This window comes from Leptospira kirschneri serovar Cynopteri str. 3522 CT, assembly GCF_000243695.2.
In the GTDB taxonomy this organism is placed as follows: domain Bacteria; phylum Spirochaetota; class Leptospiria; order Leptospirales; family Leptospiraceae; genus Leptospira; species Leptospira kirschneri.
The window spans coordinates 35,546-55,989 of the sequence record NZ_AHMN02000004.1; the positions used below are offsets into that span (position 1 = coordinate 35,546).

The window sequence follows — 20,444 nt, forward strand, 5'->3', positions numbered from 1 at the left end:
GTTTTAGGATCAAGTTATTGGTATTTTATGAAAATTGAATCTGATTCTGTAGTTTCACGATAACTTGACAGAAGCTAAAGAGCCTGGTCCGGCTGCCTGTGGCAAGCCGGATTCGCCCTAATTTTATTAAGTTGAACTCACGTTATTTTATTTTTTTCTCGAAAATTAAATTTTATAAAAACAAATTCGATCCTTTTGAAAAGGACCGTCGTAGAGAGTAGAAATAAATTTTTTCCACAGTTTTTTTAACCGGGTTGAATTAAGTTGTAAGAATTCACTTGAATTTTTTCCAAAAATTGGGTCTAATCCTCTTTCAAAAAAGAAAAGGTAATCTATGCAGGAAATTTTTCAGGCGATAGCGAGCGGTCAAAAGGCGAAAGTGATCGGACTATTAAAAAGAGATCCTAACCTTTTTCAGAGTTTAACCGAAGAAGGGATCACCCCCGTTTTATTTTCTCTTTATTACGGAAAATTAGATATTTCTAAAGAGATTTACGAAATCAGTCCCAGTAGAAACCTTTTCGAAGCCGTAGCTTTAGGAGATTTAGAAGAAACAAAAAGACTGATTTCTAAATCAATAGACTTGGTCAATTCTTTATCTACGGACGGTTGGTCCGCATTACATCTTGCCTCTTACTTCGGTCATTTAGAAATTGCAAAATTCCTAATATTCTCCGGAGCGGATCTTAGTCTTACCTCAAAAAGTAAGCTGTCTTACGGAAATACTGCGTTACATTCCGCGGTGGCGACCGGAAAAAAAGAAGTCGTGGAGCTACTTTTAGAAAAAGGAGCGGACCCGAACTCACTTCAAAATCCGGGAGGAATTACACCTTTGCACATCGCCGCAAGTCGATCCGGAAGCGGGGACATTATACGGTTACTTTTAAAAAAGGGAGCGGATAAAAAGTTGATCAGTTCCGAGGAACAAACTCCGTATACAATCGCATTTGAAAAAGGGAATATGGCAGAAGCGAAATTATTAGAGGTTTGAAAGCCAACTCTGAGAGCCTAACTATAAGATCTGAAAACAATGAAAGTTTTATATAAAAATTTGATTTTAAGATCGTCGGCTTTAAGTTTATAAAAGTCTTATGGATAATAAAAGATTGTTGAATTTATGGAGTAATGTATGGAAACAATTCGTTTTTCGATTTTAATCGACGCAGACGTAAAAACCGTTTGGCATAAAATGTTTGAAGATTCGAGTTATAGAATTTGGAGCCGAGAGTTTCATGAAGGTTCCTATTACGAAGGAAGTTGGGAAAAAGGAAGTGAAATTCGTTTTTTGGGTCCGCATGATGGAAAGTTACAAGGAATGTATTCTATAATTCGGGAAAACGTACCTTATAAATTTATTTCCATAGAACATATCGGTTTTATATCCGACGGTGTGATTGATACCGAAAGCGAGGAAGTAAAAAAGTGGACTCCCGCTTTTGAAAACTATACGTTTCAAGAAGAATCTGATAGAAAAACAAAGTTGATTATAGAAATGCAAACGATCGAAGAACATAAGACCATGTTCGAAGAAATGTGGCCTAAGGCTTTAAAGTCTCTTAAAGATTTGTGTGAAAGGTAGTTTATCAACACTCTATTTTTGATGTATAAATTTATTGATTGGATTCTTGATTCTATAGTTTCCAAGTAATTTTAGAAAGCTCAAACTTAGGTTCAATAGAATCTAAATAAAATTAGAATATTCGACTGAACCTGAATGGAACACTTTGAATTTAGGTGTAAATTAATTTCTATGAAAGGTATCCTTCCTAATTAAAAGTTTACTTTATCAAAATCAAACTATCTTGAGTTTTGTACATTCGTGGTTCAGAATAAAAATGAAACTTACTAGAACGGAACTCATCGAAATTTTAGACAACTTTCAAAAAAATGTATTAAAACCTTGCGACGTTTCAGTAGAAAGTCTGTTTTTTGAAAACGAAGGTTCCGATTATGGAGCCTGTAATTTTAAATTAAAAAAATGGAAGGTCACTTTCCGTGTCGCAAAAATCACACCTAAAAAAGTAGGACAGTTTGTGACTCTATGGAAGCGGAACGTTCAAGGCCAGATCCAGCCCTACGATATTCAAGACGGGATCGATTATTTTATCATATTCATATATGATAAAAATCATACAGGACAGTTTATATTTACGAAAGATGTTTTACTTCGACAAGGAATTCTAAATGGAAATAAGGAAGGGAAGTTAGGATTTAGGGTTTATCCTTCTTGGGATGTTCCTTACAATCAGCAGGCTAAAAAAACTCAGAAGTGGCAGTTGGAATATTTTTTAGAAAATCTTAAAAAGGATTCGAACAAAGCGGATCGTGTAAAACATTTTTTAAAACTGTGATTTTATCTTTAGAATTTTGAATAAGACTTCAAAAATCAGATCGATTGAATCACAATATTTAAAAAACAAGTTCGATTTTGAATAACCAATAGAATCGATTTTTTGGAATTTATAATTTTAATCGACGTGATGATTCTTGAAACGAAAGGAGAACTAAAAATAACCGTTTGACAGACTGGTTTTGCGGATTGGAATGGAATCGGAGTGTAGGTTTGGAATCTAAAGAATCTTCAAAAAAAAAATCGGGTTGGTTGCTTTATATCGCAGCCGGAATTCTATTATTTTCAGCTCTTATTTTTTTAATCGGTAAATTCAATCGAACCGGACTGGAAGAGAAAATTGCGGCCGGTAAACCGATCTATTTTTTATTTCACGCGATGGGCGATTCCGAGGAATACGAGTTCGGTCTTTTAGCGACTCTTTTTCCGTCTAACAACCGTTGTGCGTTATACTTCATTCATCCGATCACTTCGTTTGACGACCCGGACGATTCTTTAGATCTTCTCAAGTCCGGAGCCAAATCTTCGGTCAAAAGTGCGGTCACCGATTTGATCGACACAAAACCTCATTATACGATTTCCATTTCTTCTTCTCAATGGATTCGAATCGTGGATCTTTTAGGCGGTTTAGACGTTTATACCGACAATAAAACCGTTCGTAGTTCTTCGGAGTACAATCGAGAGCCCGGGGTTTATACTATGTCCGGACAAGATGTCTACGACTACACGAGTAAGATAGATAAAAAAGAAACTTTGGATTACTTAGAAAGAATCAGTCGTCAAGAAAGTGTGGTGCTGACTCTTTACGAAACTCTTTCTCAAAAAAAAGAATTCTTAACTACACCTCTTCTGATTTTTGCACACAGTCTGATCGAATCCGATCTTTCCAAAGAAGATTTTTTAAGTCTGATCAAGTTTGTCAATTCCAGAAGAATTCAATTTGGAATTTCGGAACTTCCAGGCGAACCGATGAACGATCCTAAAACGAAGAAACTCTATCTAAAAACAGATATTACAAGAGCAAGGGTCGCTTTTCGTAAGTTTTCAAAGGATATGAATTCTGACGTTTTTACGGACGCGGAGTTTGCAAGGACAGAAGTGTTAAACGGAACTGAAGTGGCTGGACTTGCAAAAGACGTTCGTGGAATTCTTTCGGATAAAAGAATTAAAGTTCTCGCGGCGGATAATGCTTGGAAAAAAGGATTTCCTAAAACTGTGGTGATCGATCGTTCCGGTAACACAGCGATCATGGATCGTATTTCAACCGTATTAGAAAAAGTTGAAGTTCATCACGTACTCAGAAAGGATCTGGGCTTAGATGCTACAGTTGTAGTAGGCTCTGATTACGAACCTAGAAAATAAAAATTCATGAATCCTACCCATAAACAAAACCCTACTACCGAAGAAATTCTTCGGATCATACGAGATATAATGACGGATAAAAAGTGCGAAGAAATAAGCATTTTAAATCTTGAAAGTGTAAACAGTTATCTGAGTTATTTTGTCATTTGTACAGTCAACTCTGCAGTTCAAGCCAACGCGGTTGCAAGAGAAGTTAGAAAAACATTAAAAGAATATAAACTTTCGCACAAAGAAGCGGATAAAACCGGAACGTCCACAACTTCCGGTTGGACTCTTTTAGATTTCGGAGAAATTATCGTTCATATCATGACTCCGGAAAAAAGAGAATATTATAATTTAGATAGGCTCTGGCGGGACGCCAAGAGAATCGAACTCTAAAAGGAGCGCCGTTTTTTAAATCGGTCTATCAAAGATGATTTTCAACTCGGCCGTTTTTATTTATTTCTTTTTAGTCGTATTAGCTTTTTGTTATTTTTTTGCCGTTAGAAAAACTTCCAGAACAATCCAGAATTTATTTTTACTCATCGCTTCCTACGTATTTTACGGATGGTGGGATTGGATCTTTTTGGTTCTAATCATATTTGTATCCGTTTCCAATTTTTACATCGCTCTTCTGATGGAGCAAAAAGAGTCGATCAGGGGTCGCCTTTTGTTTTTGGCTATTGTGATTGATATGGGGATGTTGGGTTTTTTCAAATATTATAATTTTTTTATAGAGAATCTAAGTGCGATTTTAAAAACCTCTGTTGCGTTTTTGGGTGCACAGGATTCTACACTTTTTAGGGATGATATATTTCTTCAAATTATACTTCCGGTGGGAATCAGTTTTTTTACGTTCCAAACCCTTTCCTACGTGATCGACGTATATTTTCGTAAACTCAAAGCAGAAACCAATCTGATGGACTTTTGTCTTTTTGTCTGTTTTTTCCCGCAACTAGTCGCGGGGCCGATCGAAAGGGCGGGAGATCTTCTTCCCCAAATTAAAAAGGATAGAAAGATAGATTTAGATCTTTTTTACAAGGGTTGTCTTTTGATTCTTGTGGGTTATTATATGAAAACCTACGTGGCGGATAATCTCGCGGAACTTGCGGATTTAGTGTTGCTCGAAAGTCCCGGACTTTATAAATCCAATCCGGAACTTGCGGGAGGACATTCCGCTATTCACACGGTTCTTGCGTTATGCGCGTTTATCTTTCAGATTTATTGCGACTTTGCCGGATATTCTTATATCGCAAGGGGTTGTGCTTTTCTTTTGGGATTTCATCTGAGCGAAAATTTCATCACTCCTGAGTTCAGCGTAAATTTTAGAGAACTTTTTCGCAGGTGGCACATTACTCTCAATCGTTGGTTTACAGACTACGTCTATATACCGTTAGGCGGAAGTAAAGTCAGTAAATTTTATAATTATAGAAATCTGTTTTTAATATTCGGGCTTTCCGGAATCTGGCACGGTGCGAGTTGGAATTTTGCACTTTGGGGACTTTGTTGCGGACTTTATATCGTACTTTATATGGTTTTTAGGGAACCTTTTGAAAAGCTTAAGATTTTCGTAAAATTCAAATTTACTTTTTTAAATCGTCCCTTTTTTACGAAGGGATTTTTCTTTTGGTCTTGTTTTTTTACCATGTTCATGTTTGCCATGTCTTCTATATTTTTTAGAAGTTACGATGGAAATCACGTAAAGATATTATTTACCAACATCGTGGAGAATTTTTTCATCCTCAAAGGACCAAACGATCAAATCGGTGTTTCCAATTATCTTACCGAGATATTAAAATTAATCGGACCTCTTTTGGTATGGGACTACTTTCATTATAAAAATAATTCAGCTTTTTTTATATTCGAAAAACCTATACTAGTAAGGGTACTTACGTATTTATTTTTCTTTTATTGTATAGTTTTAAAAGGTGTGTTTGGTAAAAATGTCATTTACTTCGCTTTTTAAAAATAAGGTAGTATTGATTTTGTTGATGGTTTTGGTTTCGGTAGAAATCATCGCCAAGTTTACAGAGATCTATTTTTACGAACACACTGAAGTTTTTTTAGTTAATAACGTACGAAAAAAGATGGAGTCCGGAGTTTTGGACTACAAAGGACTTGTATTTGGCGATTCCAGAAGTATGTCTCTGATACCTTCTCGAGAATCGAAAGTTTATAATTTTAGTCTACCCGCAATGGGAGCAAGATACTACTCCTATTATTTAAAGAAGTATCTAGACGCGGGAAATCAAAAGCCGGAATTTATACTTTTCGCTTCCAGCCCTGGATTGATTTCCGGAGGTTACGGGGATCCGATCGTAGATCCAAGTCTTGTAAAATACGTTCAACCAAATATGAGTCTTTTGGAATATTTGAAAAATAGATTTTTTGCCGGTTTAACATATAATAATTTTGTAATGGATGGAGTTTCGACAAATGCGCGAAAAACTGCATCCGAAATCAATTGGAAGTTTTTCTCTCATAGGATTCTTCATTTGTTTTCCATAGGAGAAATGTTCGAACAATATAAGGGCCCTGAGTTAGTTTACGTATTGTCCGCTTCGGTTCCGAATTTATTTTCCACGTATCGTTATCGTAAAGCGCTTTTGAATGTGTTTTCTTATGAAAATTATAAAAACGCCGAAGCGACTATGAAATTAAATTGTGGATGTGAGGAATTGTACATTCCCAGTTGTATGCCTCCTGAAAGTAATTTTAGGGACAATCGATGGATTGCGGAAAAGCTAAATTTTCAAAACGGAGGATTGAATATCTCCGATCGAATCAAACCTCAACACGCGATACTTTATCAGATGAGTCGGGAAAAACTGAAAGAGGAAACTCTCGCTCCTTACGGGACGGAGCCCGTTTTTGATTTTAGCGCGTTTGAGGATTTTCTGAAATACGCAGAAACTCAAAACATAGACGTTTATTATATCGTAATGCCTTTTCCGGAGTATATCGAACCGACTGGATATTTTTCGAAATTTTGGAACGCTTTTGAACCTCTTAAAACAAAATATCCTCATTTAAAAGTATTAAAGTTTGAAAAACAGTTTATGAAACCTGAATATTATTCGGATCAGATTCATCTCAATTGTCAGGGTGCAAAAGTAGTAAACGAGATGTTTCGTAAATTAGGTTATTAATTTAATGTGAGTTGCCGTAAGAAAAAATTTCCTAAAAGTAGTAGTTCTTACAATTTTAGAATTTGTTCGTAAAATCATGATTTATGAGAGTTCCCACATCATTTTACAGACGAACCTAAGTTTTGTGTGAGTTCCCACATTAAAAGAATCGATCTGTAAAGTTCAGATTTCAACTTTTTCAGAATCATGAGTTTCTTACGTAGAATTCACCTTAATTTAAATTCATATATTAGAGTTTTATAAATTTTAATTTAAGGGTTTGAGTTTGTAATAGCTTCCGCATTTTCAGGATTTTACAGTAAAATGTGAAATTTGTGAGAGTTCCCACAAATTAAGTCTCATTTGGAGTTCATTCTATTTTTTGAAAGTTCTTGTTTTGTAAAAAAGTAATAGTTCCTACATTCAAATTTTATATGAACGATTATGGAAATGTGGGAACTACCACGTGTTGTTGAATCTAAAAAAGTGAATTGGGATTTGCAAAAAAGAACAAGTTCAAAAAGAAATTTTTTGAAGAAATTGCAATTACTTCAAACAACGAACTCCGGCGTAATTGCTAAGATGATCCCAGCGGATTTCACCTTTAAATACATCCAAGTTATAGGCGCCGTTTTCACCGATAGAGATCGTGGAAGACCAATACCTTTTGTCGGAATCGTTTTCAATCCAGGATTCTGTTTCACCACTTTCATACGAATCTTCTAATTCTTCAATGCTCGGAAGTCTAAGATCTCTGGAGCTACAAATTTGGTTTGCTTGATACCAATTATAACTACCGTTAGAATGTTCCCAAAATTTTTCTTTTTGAGTGACGGATTTTTTGATCTTTTTTCTTTCAGAATTAAAATTTTGAATATTAGAAATTTCTTTTTTAGAATCTTTTAATTGAATCGTTTCGTTTTCGAAATGGATGGTGAAAAGTTTTTTAAGTTCTCTACTTGAATTTCCAACTTGAACCGTACTTTCTAAAATTTCCTTGAGTTTAGATTTAGCGGAACCCCAAAAAAGACCTGTTTTACTTTCCCAGTCCGCTCCGAGCAGATGGCTATTTACAATCTGAGTAGGATTTTTAGTTTCTAAACCTTCATGCAAAAGTGAATTCAATTGAACTTGAAAAGAAATGGGAATTTTCAGTTTTTGGTTTACTCGTTTGATTTCTTTTTTGATTCTATCGATTTGAATCAGACTTGAAAATTCAGATTTTGCGAGAGTTGCTATTCCTTCCCGAAACGTTTCATGAATCTTATTTTGATGAGATTCTTTTTCGTCTTCCGTATCTGCCAAAGCTTCCGCAGTAAATTCTCTTTCGATAATAAGATAGATCGTTTCCAAACGATTGGATAAATGGGAACGTCCCGTTTTTTCAGAAGTTTCCGCTTTTTTTTCGATCGTTTCTCGAAACGATTGATAAGACCCGTTTGTTTTTTCCGGAAACTCTTTAAGAATATTTGAATATAGTTTAGAAGAAAGAGAAAAATCGAACTGAGAATAGGCCTTATCTGCTTCTTTTTCCTTTAAAGAGAATAGGGCAAGTTCTACTTTTTCTTTTCTTTCTTGAATACTTTGTAGAATTTGGAGTTGTCTGTATTTTTCAGGGACCTGAGAGGAATATTCCTTTAAAAGAGAATGATAATCGGAAAGACGTTTTTCTAAATCTTCCGGGTTCGAATCGAAAAGATTACGATCTAGATTGTTTATCTTTTCCTTATATTCTAAACTATAATTATTTGTGATACTCGTTTGAATTTCCCGAACAAAAGGTTCTAATTTTTTCAGAGACTCTGACGAAAGGCGTTCGTTAAACGCGTTTAAGATCCGATTGTAGATCTCGGTGGATTCTGTATATTCTTTAGAATGACTGTGTTGGACCGCCTTATTCAGTTCTTCTTTGATTTCTTCTAAAACTCCAGTTAAAATTTTATCGGAGGTTTTAAATTCCATAGAATTAAGATTAGTTCCTGGAACCGGTTTGATTTTTAAAAATGTTACGCTAAGATTTCCGTTTGTAGAAGCGGGAACCTTGTGAGGATCGAGATTGTATTGAAGGTCTAAAAGTTTTTTACCTGATTCTCCGGCGTAGTAGTCTAAAAGAAATTCTGGAAATTCCATTTGAAACGTAGACTTGATAGAGTAGTTTAGATTTTTTGAATCTCTGATCTGATTTCGTAAAGACACATAGACAAGACCGTTTTGAGAAGAGATCGTACCGGAAATTACTTCGTTAGCGTCGATCGCGTCTGCGATCTGTTTCATACAAATTTCATCCGAACAATCCATCTTCTGAAGGGTTTCCACTTGTTTTAAAAGAATCGATAGGGAATCGTCATCTACGATTGTATATTTACCTTCGAAGTTTCTAAGAATAGAATTGATAATTCCATTTCGAAACCTGTTTTCCAAACCGTAGTTTAGATTACCCTCTGTCGACAGTTTATGGATGTAAATTTTAGAATGTTTGTTTTGTGCAAAAACTCTGATAGGAAACCAGAGTAAAAAAAGAAGAAGTAAAAGATAACCGAAGCGCATCGAAATGATCCTAAACGAATATATCTCAAAACAGTTATAAAACTTCGTTTGATTCCTTTTCAGAATTTTTTAATATTCAACAATTAAGAACTGAACTCAATCGAAAAGTAAACAATTATTTGAAGTCTTAAAAATAGTATTTACAATCTTTTTGAACGAAAACGATTAGAATTTCGGAAACTAAAACCAATGTATAAATACCCAAAAAAGAAGACGTCAATGGAATTTTTCGTGAAATTCTTTTATAAGAAGTATATTTTCTTAATTTTTATTTTGCCATTAGACGCAACCTTTTCAGAACCTTTAGACAATTTTGCGTTTTATAATCTTAAGGAAGAAAGGGTCGTTCTTTCCGATTTTTTAAAAAAGTTTTCTGCAAAAGACATTTTGATACTTAATTTTACTGGTTCTCGATGTAAACCTTGTAAAGAGCAAGTTCCGATTCTTTTAGATCTTGTAAAAAAGACAAACATAGAGATGGCCGGAAGGTGGAAGTTGTTTTTTTGGATCGTATTTGTAGGAGATGATTTTCAAACCGGAAAAGAATATTCAAATTTACTAAATCTATCAAATAACGCGGAAACGATGGTGGATCCGTTATCTTCTAGTTATAAACAAGTCAAAATTGTTGGTTTGCCCACCGTTTTCATTTTGAATTCGCAACGGGAGATTCTATTAAAAACGGAAGGATATAATCAATCCGGAATGAATGACTTGAAAAAATTTTTATCTTCTTGGGGAAAGTAGGATCAAATTTTAATATTATTTTCTCGAATGTAGGAATGCCAGAGCAACATGGTGGCGATCGAGCGGAACGGTTTCCAAGATTTAGAAAGAAACAGTATTTGATCCCTAGAAGTATTTGCAGGCAAATTTTTGATTTTTTTTAGGGATTGAACCGCCGCTAAATCTCCGAGTGGAAAAATATCCGCTCGGTGCAAAGCCATAATTAGAAAAATATCCACGGTCCAATTTCCGATTCCCTTTACGGCTATCAGATCCTTACGAATTTTCTGATCCGATTTAGAGATCAAATTGCCAAGTATGAGTCGTTTGGAAAAAACGAACTCCGCAAGATCTCTTACATAACCGGTTTTTTGTCTACTGAAATAACATTCTCTTAATTCTATGTCGCTTAACAAAAGTATCTTTGGAGCGGTTACGGAGCCAATTTTATTTTTCAGTTTTACCAATGCCGCCTTTGCGGAAGCAAGAGAAACTTGTTGTTCTAATATGATGTGAACTAAGGTTTCAAAATTTGGTTTACGACTCCAAAAAGGAGGATAACCGTATTTTAGAAGAATTGAATGTAAGTCCCGATCCTTTTGGCAAAGTAGATCGCAGATGGAATGAAATTCTTTCTTTTCGAATTTTAAGATTTTATCTTTCAAATTTAATATCTTCTTTTAGAAAACACTATAGGATTTGTCCTTGCGATCACAACACGATTAAAAAGATTTTTATCTGTAGTTTTTCGGAATATATCAAAATTTTAGCAGATCTGCGTTTCGTTTTTAATTTGGCGGTTGGATGGAATTGCTCAAGGAATAATTTTTTCGTTGTCAAAAGACTTAGAGTTCATTGGGTGGAGTTATGAATCATAGACGCCCCGCAGCCTTGGGTTTTATTTTTGTAACCATTTTAATCGATGTAATCGGATTTGGAATTATCATTCCAGTTTTACCAAAGCTCATTCAGGAATTGACTCATGGAACATTGAGCGAAGCCGCGTGGTATGGCGGACTTTTGATGTTTGCGTATTCGTTTGTACAATTTGTTTGTGCTCCGTTTGTAGGCGGATTGAGTGATCGATACGGAAGAAGACCGATACTACTCGCGTCTCTTTTCGGTTTTACGTTGGATTATTTATTCTTAGCTTTTGCACCTTCCATCTTTTGGTTGTTTGTCGGAAGAGTTCTAGCGGGAATCATGGGAGCGAGTTTTACGACTGGTTATGCCTATATCGCCGATATTAGTCCTCCTGAAAAAAGGGCGCAGAATTTTGGAATTTTAGGGGCGGCGTTTGGATTTGGATTTATTATAGGGCCGGTGATCGGAGGTGTTCTAGGGCAATACGGTTCCAGAGCTCCGTTTTTAGCCGCGGCTGCGCTTACTCTTATAAATTGTTTATTTGGTTTTTTTATTTTGCCTGAGTCTTTAACTCCGGAAAATAAAAGAAAATTTGAATGGCAAAAAGCAAATCCGATCGGATCTCTTATCAGTTTGAAACGTTATCCAATGATTATAGGATTAGTAGTTGCATTTTTTCTAATGAACGTAGCGGCTCACTCGGTACAGGGAACTTGGAACTATTATACAATGGAAAAATTTCAATGGAACGAGGCGATGGTGGGTTATTCTCTAGGAGTTGTAGGTCTCGTTTATGCGATCACACAAGGCGGATTGATCAGGATCATTCTTCCGGCGTTGGGACAGAATAAAAGTATTTATCTGGGGCTGGCGCTCAGTGGATTAGGATATGCGTTATTCGCTCTTGCAACACAAAGTTGGATGATGTTTGTATTTTTAGTACCTTATTGTTTGGGAGGAATTGCAATGCCGCCTCTTCAAGGAATCATGTCTTCCCAAGTTCCGCCAAACGAACAAGGAGAATTACAAGGAGCCCTTACTAGTTTGATGAGTGTAACCGCTATCCTGGGGCCGATTTTAATGACAGGACTGTTCTCCTATTTTACCGCAAAAGGAACTCCTGTTTATTCTCCAGAGGCACCTTTATGGATGGGAACTGTATTGACGGCTGCGAGTCTTTGGATTACGGTCGGATCTCTTAGAAAACATCATTCGGAATGATCTTAAGGCTTCCGATGGTTTTTCAAAAATAAATTCTAAACTACTTTTTCTATAGGATTTAATCTTTACAAAATTATTTTAGTTTTTTATAATAAACTTATGAAAGTGATTTCGGCGGTAATCAAAGATTTAGGTGAAAATTTTCGGGTTCGAAGAATACTCCCTTCTATAGAAGCGCGCCACGTAGGCCCGTTTGTATTTGTGGACCATATGGGACCAGTCTCCATTCAAACCGGAAAAGAACTAACGGTTCGTTCACATCCTCATATCGGATTGGCTACGATCACTTATCTTTATGATGGAGTCATACTTCATCGAGATAGTATTGGAACCGAAATGAAAATTCGTCCCTATGAAGTCAATTGGATGACGGCGGGTTCTGGAATTGCACATAGTGAACGATCTCAATTGGATCTACAATATCCTATCTTAGAAGGAATACAAACTTGGGTGGCGCTTCCTAAGGAGTCGGAAGAAGTAGAGCCCGAATTTTTTCATCTAGATAAAAATGAAATTCCTGTGATCTCTGAAAAGGATTGGGAGTTGAGATTGGCCGCAGGGGAATTTTTAGGTAAACGTTCTCCCGTAAAAGTATATTCGACTCTTTTTTATGCCGACTTAGAAGTACGGGCGGGAGGAGAAGGAAAATGGAATATACCTAACGATCAAGAGTCTGCATTGTATGTGGCGCGAGGAAGTTTAGAAGTTCAAGGCCAGAAAATTCAAATGGGAAATATGGCCGTATTTGATTTAGGAGAAACGGTTTCTTTTTATTCCGAGGAAGGAAGTCGTTCGATTCTTTTGGGAGGGGTTCCATTTCCAGAACGTAGACATCTTTGGTGGAATTTTGTATCCACTTCTTTAGAAAGAATTGAAAAAGCAAAACTGGAATGGAAACAGGAACGTTTTCCGGCGGTTCCTGGCGAAACGGAAAGGATTCCTTTACCTGAATTTTAAATTAGAATATGATAATATTTTTTTAAACTTTGATTCTGTCTTTACTGATTCTTATAAAAAAGAGTGTTTAGACAAAATGGCGCCCTTCTGGGCTTAAAAACCGTGGTAGTTCCTACATCATTTTACGGACAAACCTAAGTTTTGTGAGAGTTCCCACATTTAAGAAATCGATCTACAAACTTCAGATTTCAACTTTTTTCAGAATCATGGGTTCCTTACGTTGAACTCACATTAACATAAGAATCGCTTTCACATTGGATTCTATCTAACTTATGTGAAACGGCACTTTATAATAAAGTTTTGGAGTATTATATAACTCTAAAGTATAATAAGCCGTTTTTATATGAAATAAAACGGCTTATTTTCTTTGTTTTTAAGGAGCTGAAAAATATCCCTCTAACGTAGTATCCGGACCCCAATTATCTCCATCTTTTTTGGTCAGATCGATCCAGACGGTTTGGGAATTACCGCTCGATATTAGGGCGTCTTGTAGTTTTTTATTTTCATAAGGAGTTGTGGGGGCGGCAAATTGATAACGACCCAAATTTGATTGAGAGTAAAAAAGACATGCGCTGCTACCATCTCTCCAAGGTCCTTGGCGATTGGAAGTTACGATCCAATTTCCGGTATCTCTTTCTTTACAAGCAAATTTAAGATTCATATCACAGTGATGAGTGGACCATCTTCCGTTTGCAGCGATTCGCACGCAATGTTCTTGATCTTCTCGATTGAGAGGCTGATTAGTAGCGGGATCCCAGGACCAAACTGCTTGTTTTGCAAAATCGGCGTTAAATTGATCAAATCCAAATAAGTTAACTTCACAAGAGAGCATGGATTGAATATTACTATTTGTGAATGAACCACCTCTATCGCTCGCATTTCTTGCGATCGTATCGTTGTAAACTCGAACTAAAGTACTATTATAGGTTTCTCTCGAAAAGTTACAATCCGGGTATCCTTTAAAACCGCTTGGTTGGAAAGATACAAAAGGATCTTTTCTAAAGTAAAATCCCCATGAATCTGAAACTTCCTGGTTATAGCAGTTATTGCTTGTTAAAAAAATTCGTCTATTGACTTTTACCATATCTCCCAACTTTGGTATGACACTAGGAGATTGATTGAGGCAGTTTCTCGATTGATGACGATACAACAAAGATCCCAGTTTGCTAGAAATTTTACTCATAAATTCAGAAACGTGTCCGTCAAAACGATCTTTGAAATAAAGAATCAATACCTCATTTTGATTTTCAGGTTTTTGAATCCATTGGCTGATTTCATTCAATCCAGCCTCAAGGGTAAGATCATAGGTATAACAACCAGTATGATTGTTTGGATTACTACCTCGGCAGAGAAGAAGTTCTTTATCGCCGCTTCTACCGTTTGTCCAATGAACTTCTAATTCTAGATAACGAGCGCCTAAACGAAGTTGATCTGTAATCGTATAAGTTTGATTGGATGGATTTCTTCGATAAGCACTACTATTGTAAGAATCGTGAGTTCCGAAAAAAAGAGCCCGATTTAACGGAAGATTCATACTGACTTGAACCTTTCTTTGTGCAGTAAGAGCTTTATTTTCTGGAGATCTTTCCAAGACATCGATGGGGTTTTCTCTTACTGCTCCTCTATTTGCATAGAGATTTTCTCCGAGTAAGAGAAAACTGATAAAGATCGTTAGAATTGTTTTCATTACTTTCACCTATTATAATATTTTTTTGCTTTTCTCTCAAAAAATTGATAGAGAGTTTGAATGATAAGAGTGAAAGTTTAAAACTTACTGATTTTTGACTTATAAAAATGACAAAATTGGAAATATTTTGTAGGTGTAGGAACTTACTTACTCGTTGAACGGTGAAAAGACGATTTTTTATAAAAATTAGAGTTGTTGAAAAATTCTATATTTCAGATTACTCATAACTATAAAATAAAATACCTAATATTTTACATAGAATCAGCGTTTTGTGATAGAATTAACCGGTACTCAATTTTATAGGAATCAGTAACAAAACTGCTTTAATTGACTGTTTCTATAAAATAGAAATATATGGAGAATTCATTTTTCAACAACTCTTTTCATAAAAAAGGAAAATCTTAATATTCTAATTTTTTAAATAAACTCGATAGTGTTATTTTTTATACTTTTTACTGCTGAAAATTATAGAATAAATCAACTCGAATTTACTATTACTCATAATTGTATAATAAAGTACCTAATATTTTGCATGGAATCAGTGTTTTGTGATAGAATTAACTGTACTCAATTTTATAGAGATCAGTAGAACGTATTAAAATAGTACTAAAAGTTCCGGATCGATTTTACCAAAGATGTGACGTTTTCAAAAAATTACATTTAACTCCGACTTATTGGCTTTTTGAAGGAAATTCCACATTCTATTTTTGGAAACAAATTCATAGTATTATGTTCATGTGCCAGACTGATAAAACCTATCAACTTTTCTCAACGTTTCATATAAAATCTTTGTTTGATAATTAGAGATTCATTTTATAAAGATTTCCTAAAATTAGAATTTACAGTCAAAAAACTGAATGTGGGAATCATTGTAGAATACAGTTGTCTATTGAATAGATTTCTTTAACGGCAATCGTGTTCCGTCTGAGCCATTCTGATTTTCCATTCTGTATTCTCGGCGCCCGGAAACGGCCAAAATTGTTTCCATCTAGAAACGGTTAAACGATTTTGGAATCCATAACGTGCCAAAATGGTTAACTTAAGATTGGTAAAATGAAAAATAAATAGTTCTACATTTATAATGAATAGTTAAAAAAAGATAAATTCGAAGTATAGTGTGAGTTCCCACAACGGTAAAAATCGTAAAATCAAAAAGATCAGAGATTCTATAATAGAGCTGTTGAAAAATTCCATAGTGGATGATCGGCGAAACTACTTCAATTGTCCGTTTCAACGGAACAGAAAGAAATGGAGAATTGATTTTTCAATAACTCTATGAATGTCCTTGGATTCGATGATAAAATAAGTATTTACACCAGGAGGCTTCCGAAATTTTTGGTTTTAGAATGGAAATCCGCAATATAGCAATTATCGCCCACGTAGACCACGGTAAAACCACACTTCTGGACGGAATTCTCCGACAGACCGGCGCCGTCACAGCCAAAGAGGACGGAGAAAGGATCATGGATTCCAACGATTTGGAAAAAGAGAAAGGAATCACGATCAAAGCAAAAAACACAGCAGTGATTTATAAAGGGACTAGAATCAACGTAGTGGATACTCCCGGTCACGCGGATTTTGGCGGGGAAGTAGAACGTGTTCTTGCGACTGCGGATTCTTGCTTATTACTTGTAGATGCATTTGATGGACCCATGCCTCAGACTCGTTTTGTATTAGGAAAGTCTCTTCAACTTGGACATAGACCCATTTTAGTAATCAATAAAATAGACCGTCCAGGCGCGAGACCAGAAGCGGTTGTAGATATGGCATTTGATCTATTTTCCGATTTAGGAGCCACCGACGAGCAATTAGATTTTCCGATTGTATATGCGTCCGCAAAACAAGGATGGGCGGTTCATAATCTAAGCGATTCTCCGGGTACAAATTTAGATCCTCTTTTGGACACCGTTCTTAAACACGTTCCACCCGTTCAGGCAGATATAAACGCCCCACTTCAATTTCAAGTGACTTCCTTGGATTATAACGACTATGTAGGAAGAATTGCAGTCGGAAAAATTTATGCGGGAAAGATGGCGCTCGGAATGAACGTGATCCAACTTGCTGCAAAAAAAACAGAAATGGCTCCATCAGCGGATACTGCATTATTTAGAATTACAAAATTATACAATTTTGAAGGACTCAAAAGAAATGAGGTCAATGCGGCGGAAGCAGGAGACATCGTGGCGATTGCGGGTCTTCCGGATGTGTTTATCGGAGATACAATTTGTGAACCTGGAAAACCGGCTCCCAGACCAGCGATCGAGGTAGAAGAACCGACCGTATCTATGTTTTTTATGGTAAACAATTCTCCGTTTGCCGGAAAAGAAGGAAAGTTTGTAACCACTCGAAATATTCGAGAGCGTCTGGATCGAGAACTAGAAACCAACGTAGCGATGAGACTGGAAGAAACCGAAGATAAAGATCGTTTTAAGGTTTTAGGACGGGGAGAACTTCATTTGTCGATTCTTATCGAAACGATGAGAAGAGAAGGATTTGAAATCCAAGTTTCTCGTCCCGAAGTGATTTTAAAGACAAATGAGCAAGGCCAAAAACTGGAACCGTATGAGTATTTGGTAATGGACATTCCAGATCAGTTTACGGGAACGATCATCGCGGAGCTCAATCGTAGAAAAGGAGAACTACAATTGATGGACGCACATCCGTCCGGAATGACCCGAGTAGAATTTGTAATACCTACAAGGGGAATTATAGGGTTTAGAGGATTTTTTATTTCAGAAACCAGAGGAGAAGGAGTGATGTCTTCTCGTTTTCTTAGGTTCGATGTATATAAAGGAGAGATTCCTGGTCGTAAGAACGGCGCATTGATTTCAATGGACTCAGGAGAGTCAACGGCGTATGCACTGTGGAAGATTCAAGAAAGAGGGGAATTAGTAATCGGGCCGAATACCGCTGTTTATCCCGGAATGATCATCGGAATTCATTCTCGTGATAACGATCTAGAAGTAAATCCTGTAAAGGAAAAGAAACTGAGTAATGTTCGTTCTTCCGGAGCGGATGAGGCGATACGATTGGTTCCTCCTAGAAAATTTTCTTTAGAACAAAATATAGAATTTTTAGACGATGATGAACTTTTGGAAGTCACTCCCACGAGTTTACGTCTTCGTAAAAAGTTTCTAGACGCAAACATGCGTAAACGTAACAAATAAAATAAATATTAGAATTATTGAAAATACATTCTCCATCTGTTTATTTTATGGGGATGGTCGATTGAAGTAGTTTTGTTGATTGAACTATGAAATTTTTCAATAACTCTATTTAAGATTTTTATTATTTATTTTATTTAGTAACTTTACTTTTTGTTTTATAATTCTTTCAAACGTTTTCATCAAGCTGATTCCAAAGGTTTAAAAAATGAATTTTATTAAAAATCATTTTTTAAGTTTTAGATAGAAACAAATTCATAAAACGCAAAAGCTGCCACAGATTAGATCGTTTTGGATTTTAAAAAATTGTTGTAAGTTCTTACATTTTGAAAGTTTGAGAACCGAACCGTTTCGATTTTTACTATTGCTTTCTTTTTGGAAATATTTGTTCCTTCAAAACTCTCCGACACTACTCATAACTATATATAATAAAGTACCTAATATTTTGCATGGAATCAGTGTTTGTGATAAAATTAACGATACTCAATTTTATAAAAAATCAGTAATATTTTCATTTTTGGTTTTATTTCATAAGTTCGAAAAAAAACTTTAGATCTACTTCTTTTTTAAACTTATTTTACTATTTTTAATTTATCGATTTATAAATTCATAGGCTTAGGTTAAAAAAAAGGGAACCTTTGCGATCCTTGTTTTATCTCATCATTATATTCAAAAATTAAAATGTATTTTTGTATTTAAGTCGGTAGTCGTTAAATTGGGATAAGGTGATATAGACCTTTATGATTACGATATGTTATTTTATAAGAAAGCAGAAAATACGCAAATGAAACAGATTGTAGTCTGATAGATTCATTTCTATTTGGATATTTAAAATTATTTTGTAAATTTATGGAATTGGAGTTCCGGATTAAAAAGGAACCAATTGAAACAATTCGTGAATAATTTTGTTTCTTAAGATGTTAAAGATATTAAAACAACCGATGGTTTTACGGATGAAAAAAAATCTAATTAGAGATTCAAAAGGTCATGAAAGCTTTTATTAAAGGACTTTGGCATCATCGAGACGATGAAATTCAAGCTTTAAATGGTTTACGCGCCTTTGCGATTATTTTAGTCATTTTAAATCATTATGCGTTTGCCTGGAAAAAACCAGGCACGTTTCAATCCGATTCTCTTTTTTGGTCGGGAGTAGATTTGTCTTTTGTTCTCAGCGGTTTTTTAATATCAAAAAGTCTTTTGAGTGGTTGGACTCGAAACGGAACGATCGATTTTAAAGAATTCTATTTGAAACGTTCTCTTAGAATTTTCCCTGCTTATTATGTTTTTATTACGTTTAGTTGGATTGCTTCCAAACTTACTCTTAAAATCGCTGAGGCAAAAGGACTGGAAAAAGAGGCGTATTTTCTTTCTTTTAAACTGTCCGATGCGTGGGGAGATTTTGTATTTTTAGGAAATTATTTTCCTGGAATCAATATTCATACTTGGTCCTTGTCTATAGAAGAACAGTTCTATTTGATCTTTCCGTTTTTTTGTAGTTTGATCTTATTTAAGATGTATTCAAAATACAGACAACTTTTGCTTTGGAGTTTGCTCTTAGTTCCTACGATCAATCGTGTGATCGTTTATATGACGACTCCTTTACCTTTGACTCCTCAATATTTTAACGAGATTTATTTTCCTTTTCATACTCGATTTGATTCTTTGGTGATGGGTGTGATTGTTATGGATCTTTATATGAATCAAAAGGGTTTGATAGATCGATTAAAAACGAATCATATTTTGTATTCTCTTCTTTTATTTTTATTTTTTTCTTTTTTATATATTTCGCATTGGGCAAATATGAATACGGAAAGTTTTTTTACTCATACGTTTAAGTATAATCTTTTGAATATAGGATTTGCCGGAATTTTGTTATGTGTGGTTGTTCGTTCGGAAGGTTTTTTAGGGCGTTTTTTAAGTTTAAAACTTTTTGTTCCGATCGCTAGATTGAGTTTTACTATTTATCTCTGGCATTTGGTCTTGATTGCGGTTTCTGTATCGATTTTAAAAATTCGTACGGAGCCTAGTTCTATGTTTGAACTTTTATTTCAGTTTATTTTCGTGTTGGTTCTGATGATTATTCTTTCGGTTCCTTTTTATCTTTTATTTGAATACCCGTTTCAATATTTAAGAACAAAAATTCTTCTTAAAAGAAAATATCACGAACAATTACTTTCGGTTGTTCAACCCAAGTCTTTTTGATTTTATATATAGGGATGAATAATTGAACAGCAAAAATACGATTTATAAATTTATAAACTTCACAAAGAGATTTAATCTGTGGAAACCACCACAAATATTAAATTTTCACAATAAAACTTATAAAATCAGGTCATTCCCTGAAAGAGAAATCTGGTCTATAAAAATGAATAGAGTTGTTGAAAAAATTCCATAGTGAAGATTCGTAAAATTGCTTCAATTGTCCATTCAATCCAATACAAACAGATCAAGAATTAATT

General features: G+C 35.1%; 15 protein-coding genes. 12 read left to right on the forward strand and 3 right to left on the reverse strand.

Annotated features, from left to right (window positions below):
- Positions 1-334 precede the first annotated feature (334 nt).
- The 7 genes from LEP1GSC049_RS223715 (at position 335) to LEP1GSC049_RS223685 (ending at position 6,840) form a co-directional block, all read left to right on the forward strand.
- On the forward strand, positions 335-991 hold the full coding sequence (locus LEP1GSC049_RS223715) for an ankyrin repeat domain-containing protein (protein WP_004759355.1): 657 nt from the start codon (positions 335-337) through the stop codon (positions 989-991).
- A 138-nt stretch (positions 992-1,129) separates the two neighbouring features.
- Complete coding sequence (locus tag LEP1GSC049_RS223710; RefSeq protein WP_004755290.1) at positions 1,130-1,579, forward strand: SRPBCC domain-containing protein; 450 nt, start codon at positions 1,130-1,132, stop codon at positions 1,577-1,579.
- Positions 1,580-1,835: 256 nt separating this feature from the next.
- Positions 1,836-2,351 carry a MepB family protein gene (locus tag LEP1GSC049_RS223705; RefSeq protein WP_004754184.1) on the forward strand — a complete coding sequence of 172 codons (516 nt, stop codon included), beginning with the start codon at positions 1,836-1,838 and terminating at the stop codon, positions 2,349-2,351.
- 167 nt (positions 2,352-2,518) lie between these two features.
- Positions 2,519-3,712 (forward strand): LCP family protein, encoded by a 1,194-nt coding sequence (locus LEP1GSC049_RS223700; protein ID WP_004761661.1) that lies wholly within the window; start codon positions 2,519-2,521, stop codon positions 3,710-3,712.
- 6 nt (positions 3,713-3,718) lie between these two features.
- Complete coding sequence (gene rsfS / locus LEP1GSC049_RS223695; protein WP_016560478.1) at positions 3,719-4,090, forward strand: ribosome silencing factor; 372 nt, start codon at positions 3,719-3,721, stop codon at positions 4,088-4,090.
- Positions 4,091-4,124: 34 nt separating this feature from the next.
- Positions 4,125-5,657, forward strand: coding sequence for an MBOAT family O-acyltransferase (locus LEP1GSC049_RS223690; RefSeq protein ID WP_016560512.1), 1,533 nt, complete (start codon positions 4,125-4,127; stop codon positions 5,655-5,657).
- Positions 5,635-6,840 carry a hypothetical protein gene (locus LEP1GSC049_RS223685; protein ID WP_004759443.1) on the forward strand — a complete coding sequence of 402 codons (1,206 nt, stop codon included), beginning with the start codon at positions 5,635-5,637 and terminating at the stop codon, positions 6,838-6,840. Before LEP1GSC049_RS223690 ends, LEP1GSC049_RS223685 begins: the two co-directional genes overlap by 23 nt.
- 525 nt (positions 6,841-7,365) lie before the next feature.
- Here the strand turns inward: LEP1GSC049_RS223685 and LEP1GSC049_RS223680 are convergent.
- Positions 7,366-9,366 (reverse strand): DUF1566 domain-containing protein, encoded by a 2,001-nt coding sequence (locus LEP1GSC049_RS223680; RefSeq protein WP_004762938.1) that lies wholly within the window; start codon positions 9,364-9,366, stop codon positions 7,366-7,368.
- 219 nt (positions 9,367-9,585) lie between these two features.
- Here LEP1GSC049_RS223680 and LEP1GSC049_RS223675 point away from each other — a divergent pair, with 219 nt between their 5' ends.
- Complete coding sequence (locus LEP1GSC049_RS223675; protein ID WP_004759407.1) at positions 9,586-10,113, forward strand: TlpA family protein disulfide reductase; 528 nt, start codon at positions 9,586-9,588, stop codon at positions 10,111-10,113.
- A 2-nt stretch (positions 10,114-10,115) separates the two neighbouring features.
- Here the strand turns inward: LEP1GSC049_RS223675 and LEP1GSC049_RS223670 are convergent, their stop codons facing one another.
- The gene (locus LEP1GSC049_RS223670) at positions 10,116-10,757 is read right to left on the reverse strand and encodes a DNA-3-methyladenine glycosylase family protein (RefSeq protein WP_004753522.1); all 642 of its coding nucleotides are present in this window, start codon (positions 10,755-10,757) and stop codon (positions 10,116-10,118) included.
- A gap of 202 nt (positions 10,758-10,959) precedes the next feature.
- Here LEP1GSC049_RS223670 and LEP1GSC049_RS223665 point away from each other — a divergent pair, with 202 nt between their 5' ends.
- Positions 10,960-12,177 (forward strand): TCR/Tet family MFS transporter, encoded by a 1,218-nt coding sequence (locus LEP1GSC049_RS223665; RefSeq protein WP_016750914.1) that lies wholly within the window; start codon positions 10,960-10,962, stop codon positions 12,175-12,177.
- A 99-nt stretch (positions 12,178-12,276) separates the two neighbouring features.
- Entirely contained in the window at positions 12,277-13,134 is an 858-nt protein-coding gene (locus LEP1GSC049_RS223660) for a pirin family protein (protein WP_004761625.1), read from the forward strand.
- Positions 13,135-13,507: 373 nt separating this feature from the next.
- Here the strand turns inward: LEP1GSC049_RS223660 and LEP1GSC049_RS223655 are convergent, their stop codons facing one another.
- Positions 13,508-14,821 carry a phosphatidylinositol-specific phospholipase C domain-containing protein gene (locus tag LEP1GSC049_RS223655; RefSeq protein ID WP_016560499.1) on the reverse strand — a complete coding sequence of 438 codons (1,314 nt, stop codon included), beginning with the start codon at positions 14,819-14,821 and terminating at the stop codon, positions 13,508-13,510.
- Between the two features lie 1,346 nt (positions 14,822-16,167).
- Between LEP1GSC049_RS223655 and typA the strand changes: the two genes are divergently transcribed.
- Positions 16,168-17,988, forward strand: a complete 1,821-nt coding sequence (gene typA / locus LEP1GSC049_RS223650) for a translational GTPase TypA (protein WP_004755196.1) — start codon at positions 16,168-16,170, stop codon at positions 17,986-17,988.
- Positions 17,989-18,972: 984 nt separating this feature from the next.
- Positions 18,973-20,187 (forward strand): acyltransferase family protein, encoded by a 1,215-nt coding sequence (locus LEP1GSC049_RS223645; protein WP_016560433.1) that lies wholly within the window; start codon positions 18,973-18,975, stop codon positions 20,185-20,187.
- The last annotated feature ends 257 nt before the right edge of the window (positions 20,188-20,444 follow it).

Bases quoted from the DNA above. Each gene is read 5' to 3' on its own strand.
- LEP1GSC049_RS223715 (WP_004759355.1), top strand. From the start codon at position 335: ATGCAGGAAATTTTTCAGGCGATAGCGAGCGGTCAAAAGGCGAAAGTG.
- LEP1GSC049_RS223710 (WP_004755290.1), top strand. From the start codon at position 1,130: ATGGAAACAATTCGTTTTTCGATTTTAATCGACGCAGACGTAAAAACC.
- LEP1GSC049_RS223705 (WP_004754184.1), top strand. From the start codon at position 1,836: ATGAAACTTACTAGAACGGAACTCATCGAAATTTTAGACAACTTTCAA.
- rsfS (WP_016560478.1), top strand. From the start codon at position 3,719: ATGAATCCTACCCATAAACAAAACCCTACTACCGAAGAAATTCTTCGG.
- LEP1GSC049_RS223690 (WP_016560512.1), top strand. From the start codon at position 4,125: ATGATTTTCAACTCGGCCGTTTTTATTTATTTCTTTTTAGTCGTATTA.
- LEP1GSC049_RS223685 (WP_004759443.1), top strand. From the start codon at position 5,635: ATGTCATTTACTTCGCTTTTTAAAAATAAGGTAGTATTGATTTTGTTG.
- LEP1GSC049_RS223680 (WP_004762938.1), bottom strand. From the start codon at position 9,366: ATGCGCTTCGGTTATCTTTTACTTCTTCTTTTTTTACTCTGGTTTCCT.
- LEP1GSC049_RS223675 (WP_004759407.1), top strand. From the start codon at position 9,586: ATGGAATTTTTCGTGAAATTCTTTTATAAGAAGTATATTTTCTTAATT.
- LEP1GSC049_RS223665 (WP_016750914.1), top strand. From the start codon at position 10,960: ATGAATCATAGACGCCCCGCAGCCTTGGGTTTTATTTTTGTAACCATT.
- LEP1GSC049_RS223660 (WP_004761625.1), top strand. From the start codon at position 12,277: ATGAAAGTGATTTCGGCGGTAATCAAAGATTTAGGTGAAAATTTTCGG.
- LEP1GSC049_RS223655 (WP_016560499.1), bottom strand. From the start codon at position 14,821: ATGAAAACAATTCTAACGATCTTTATCAGTTTTCTCTTACTCGGAGAA.
- typA (WP_004755196.1), top strand. From the start codon at position 16,168: ATGGAAATCCGCAATATAGCAATTATCGCCCACGTAGACCACGGTAAA.
- LEP1GSC049_RS223645 (WP_016560433.1), top strand. From the start codon at position 18,973: ATGAAAGCTTTTATTAAAGGACTTTGGCATCATCGAGACGATGAAATT.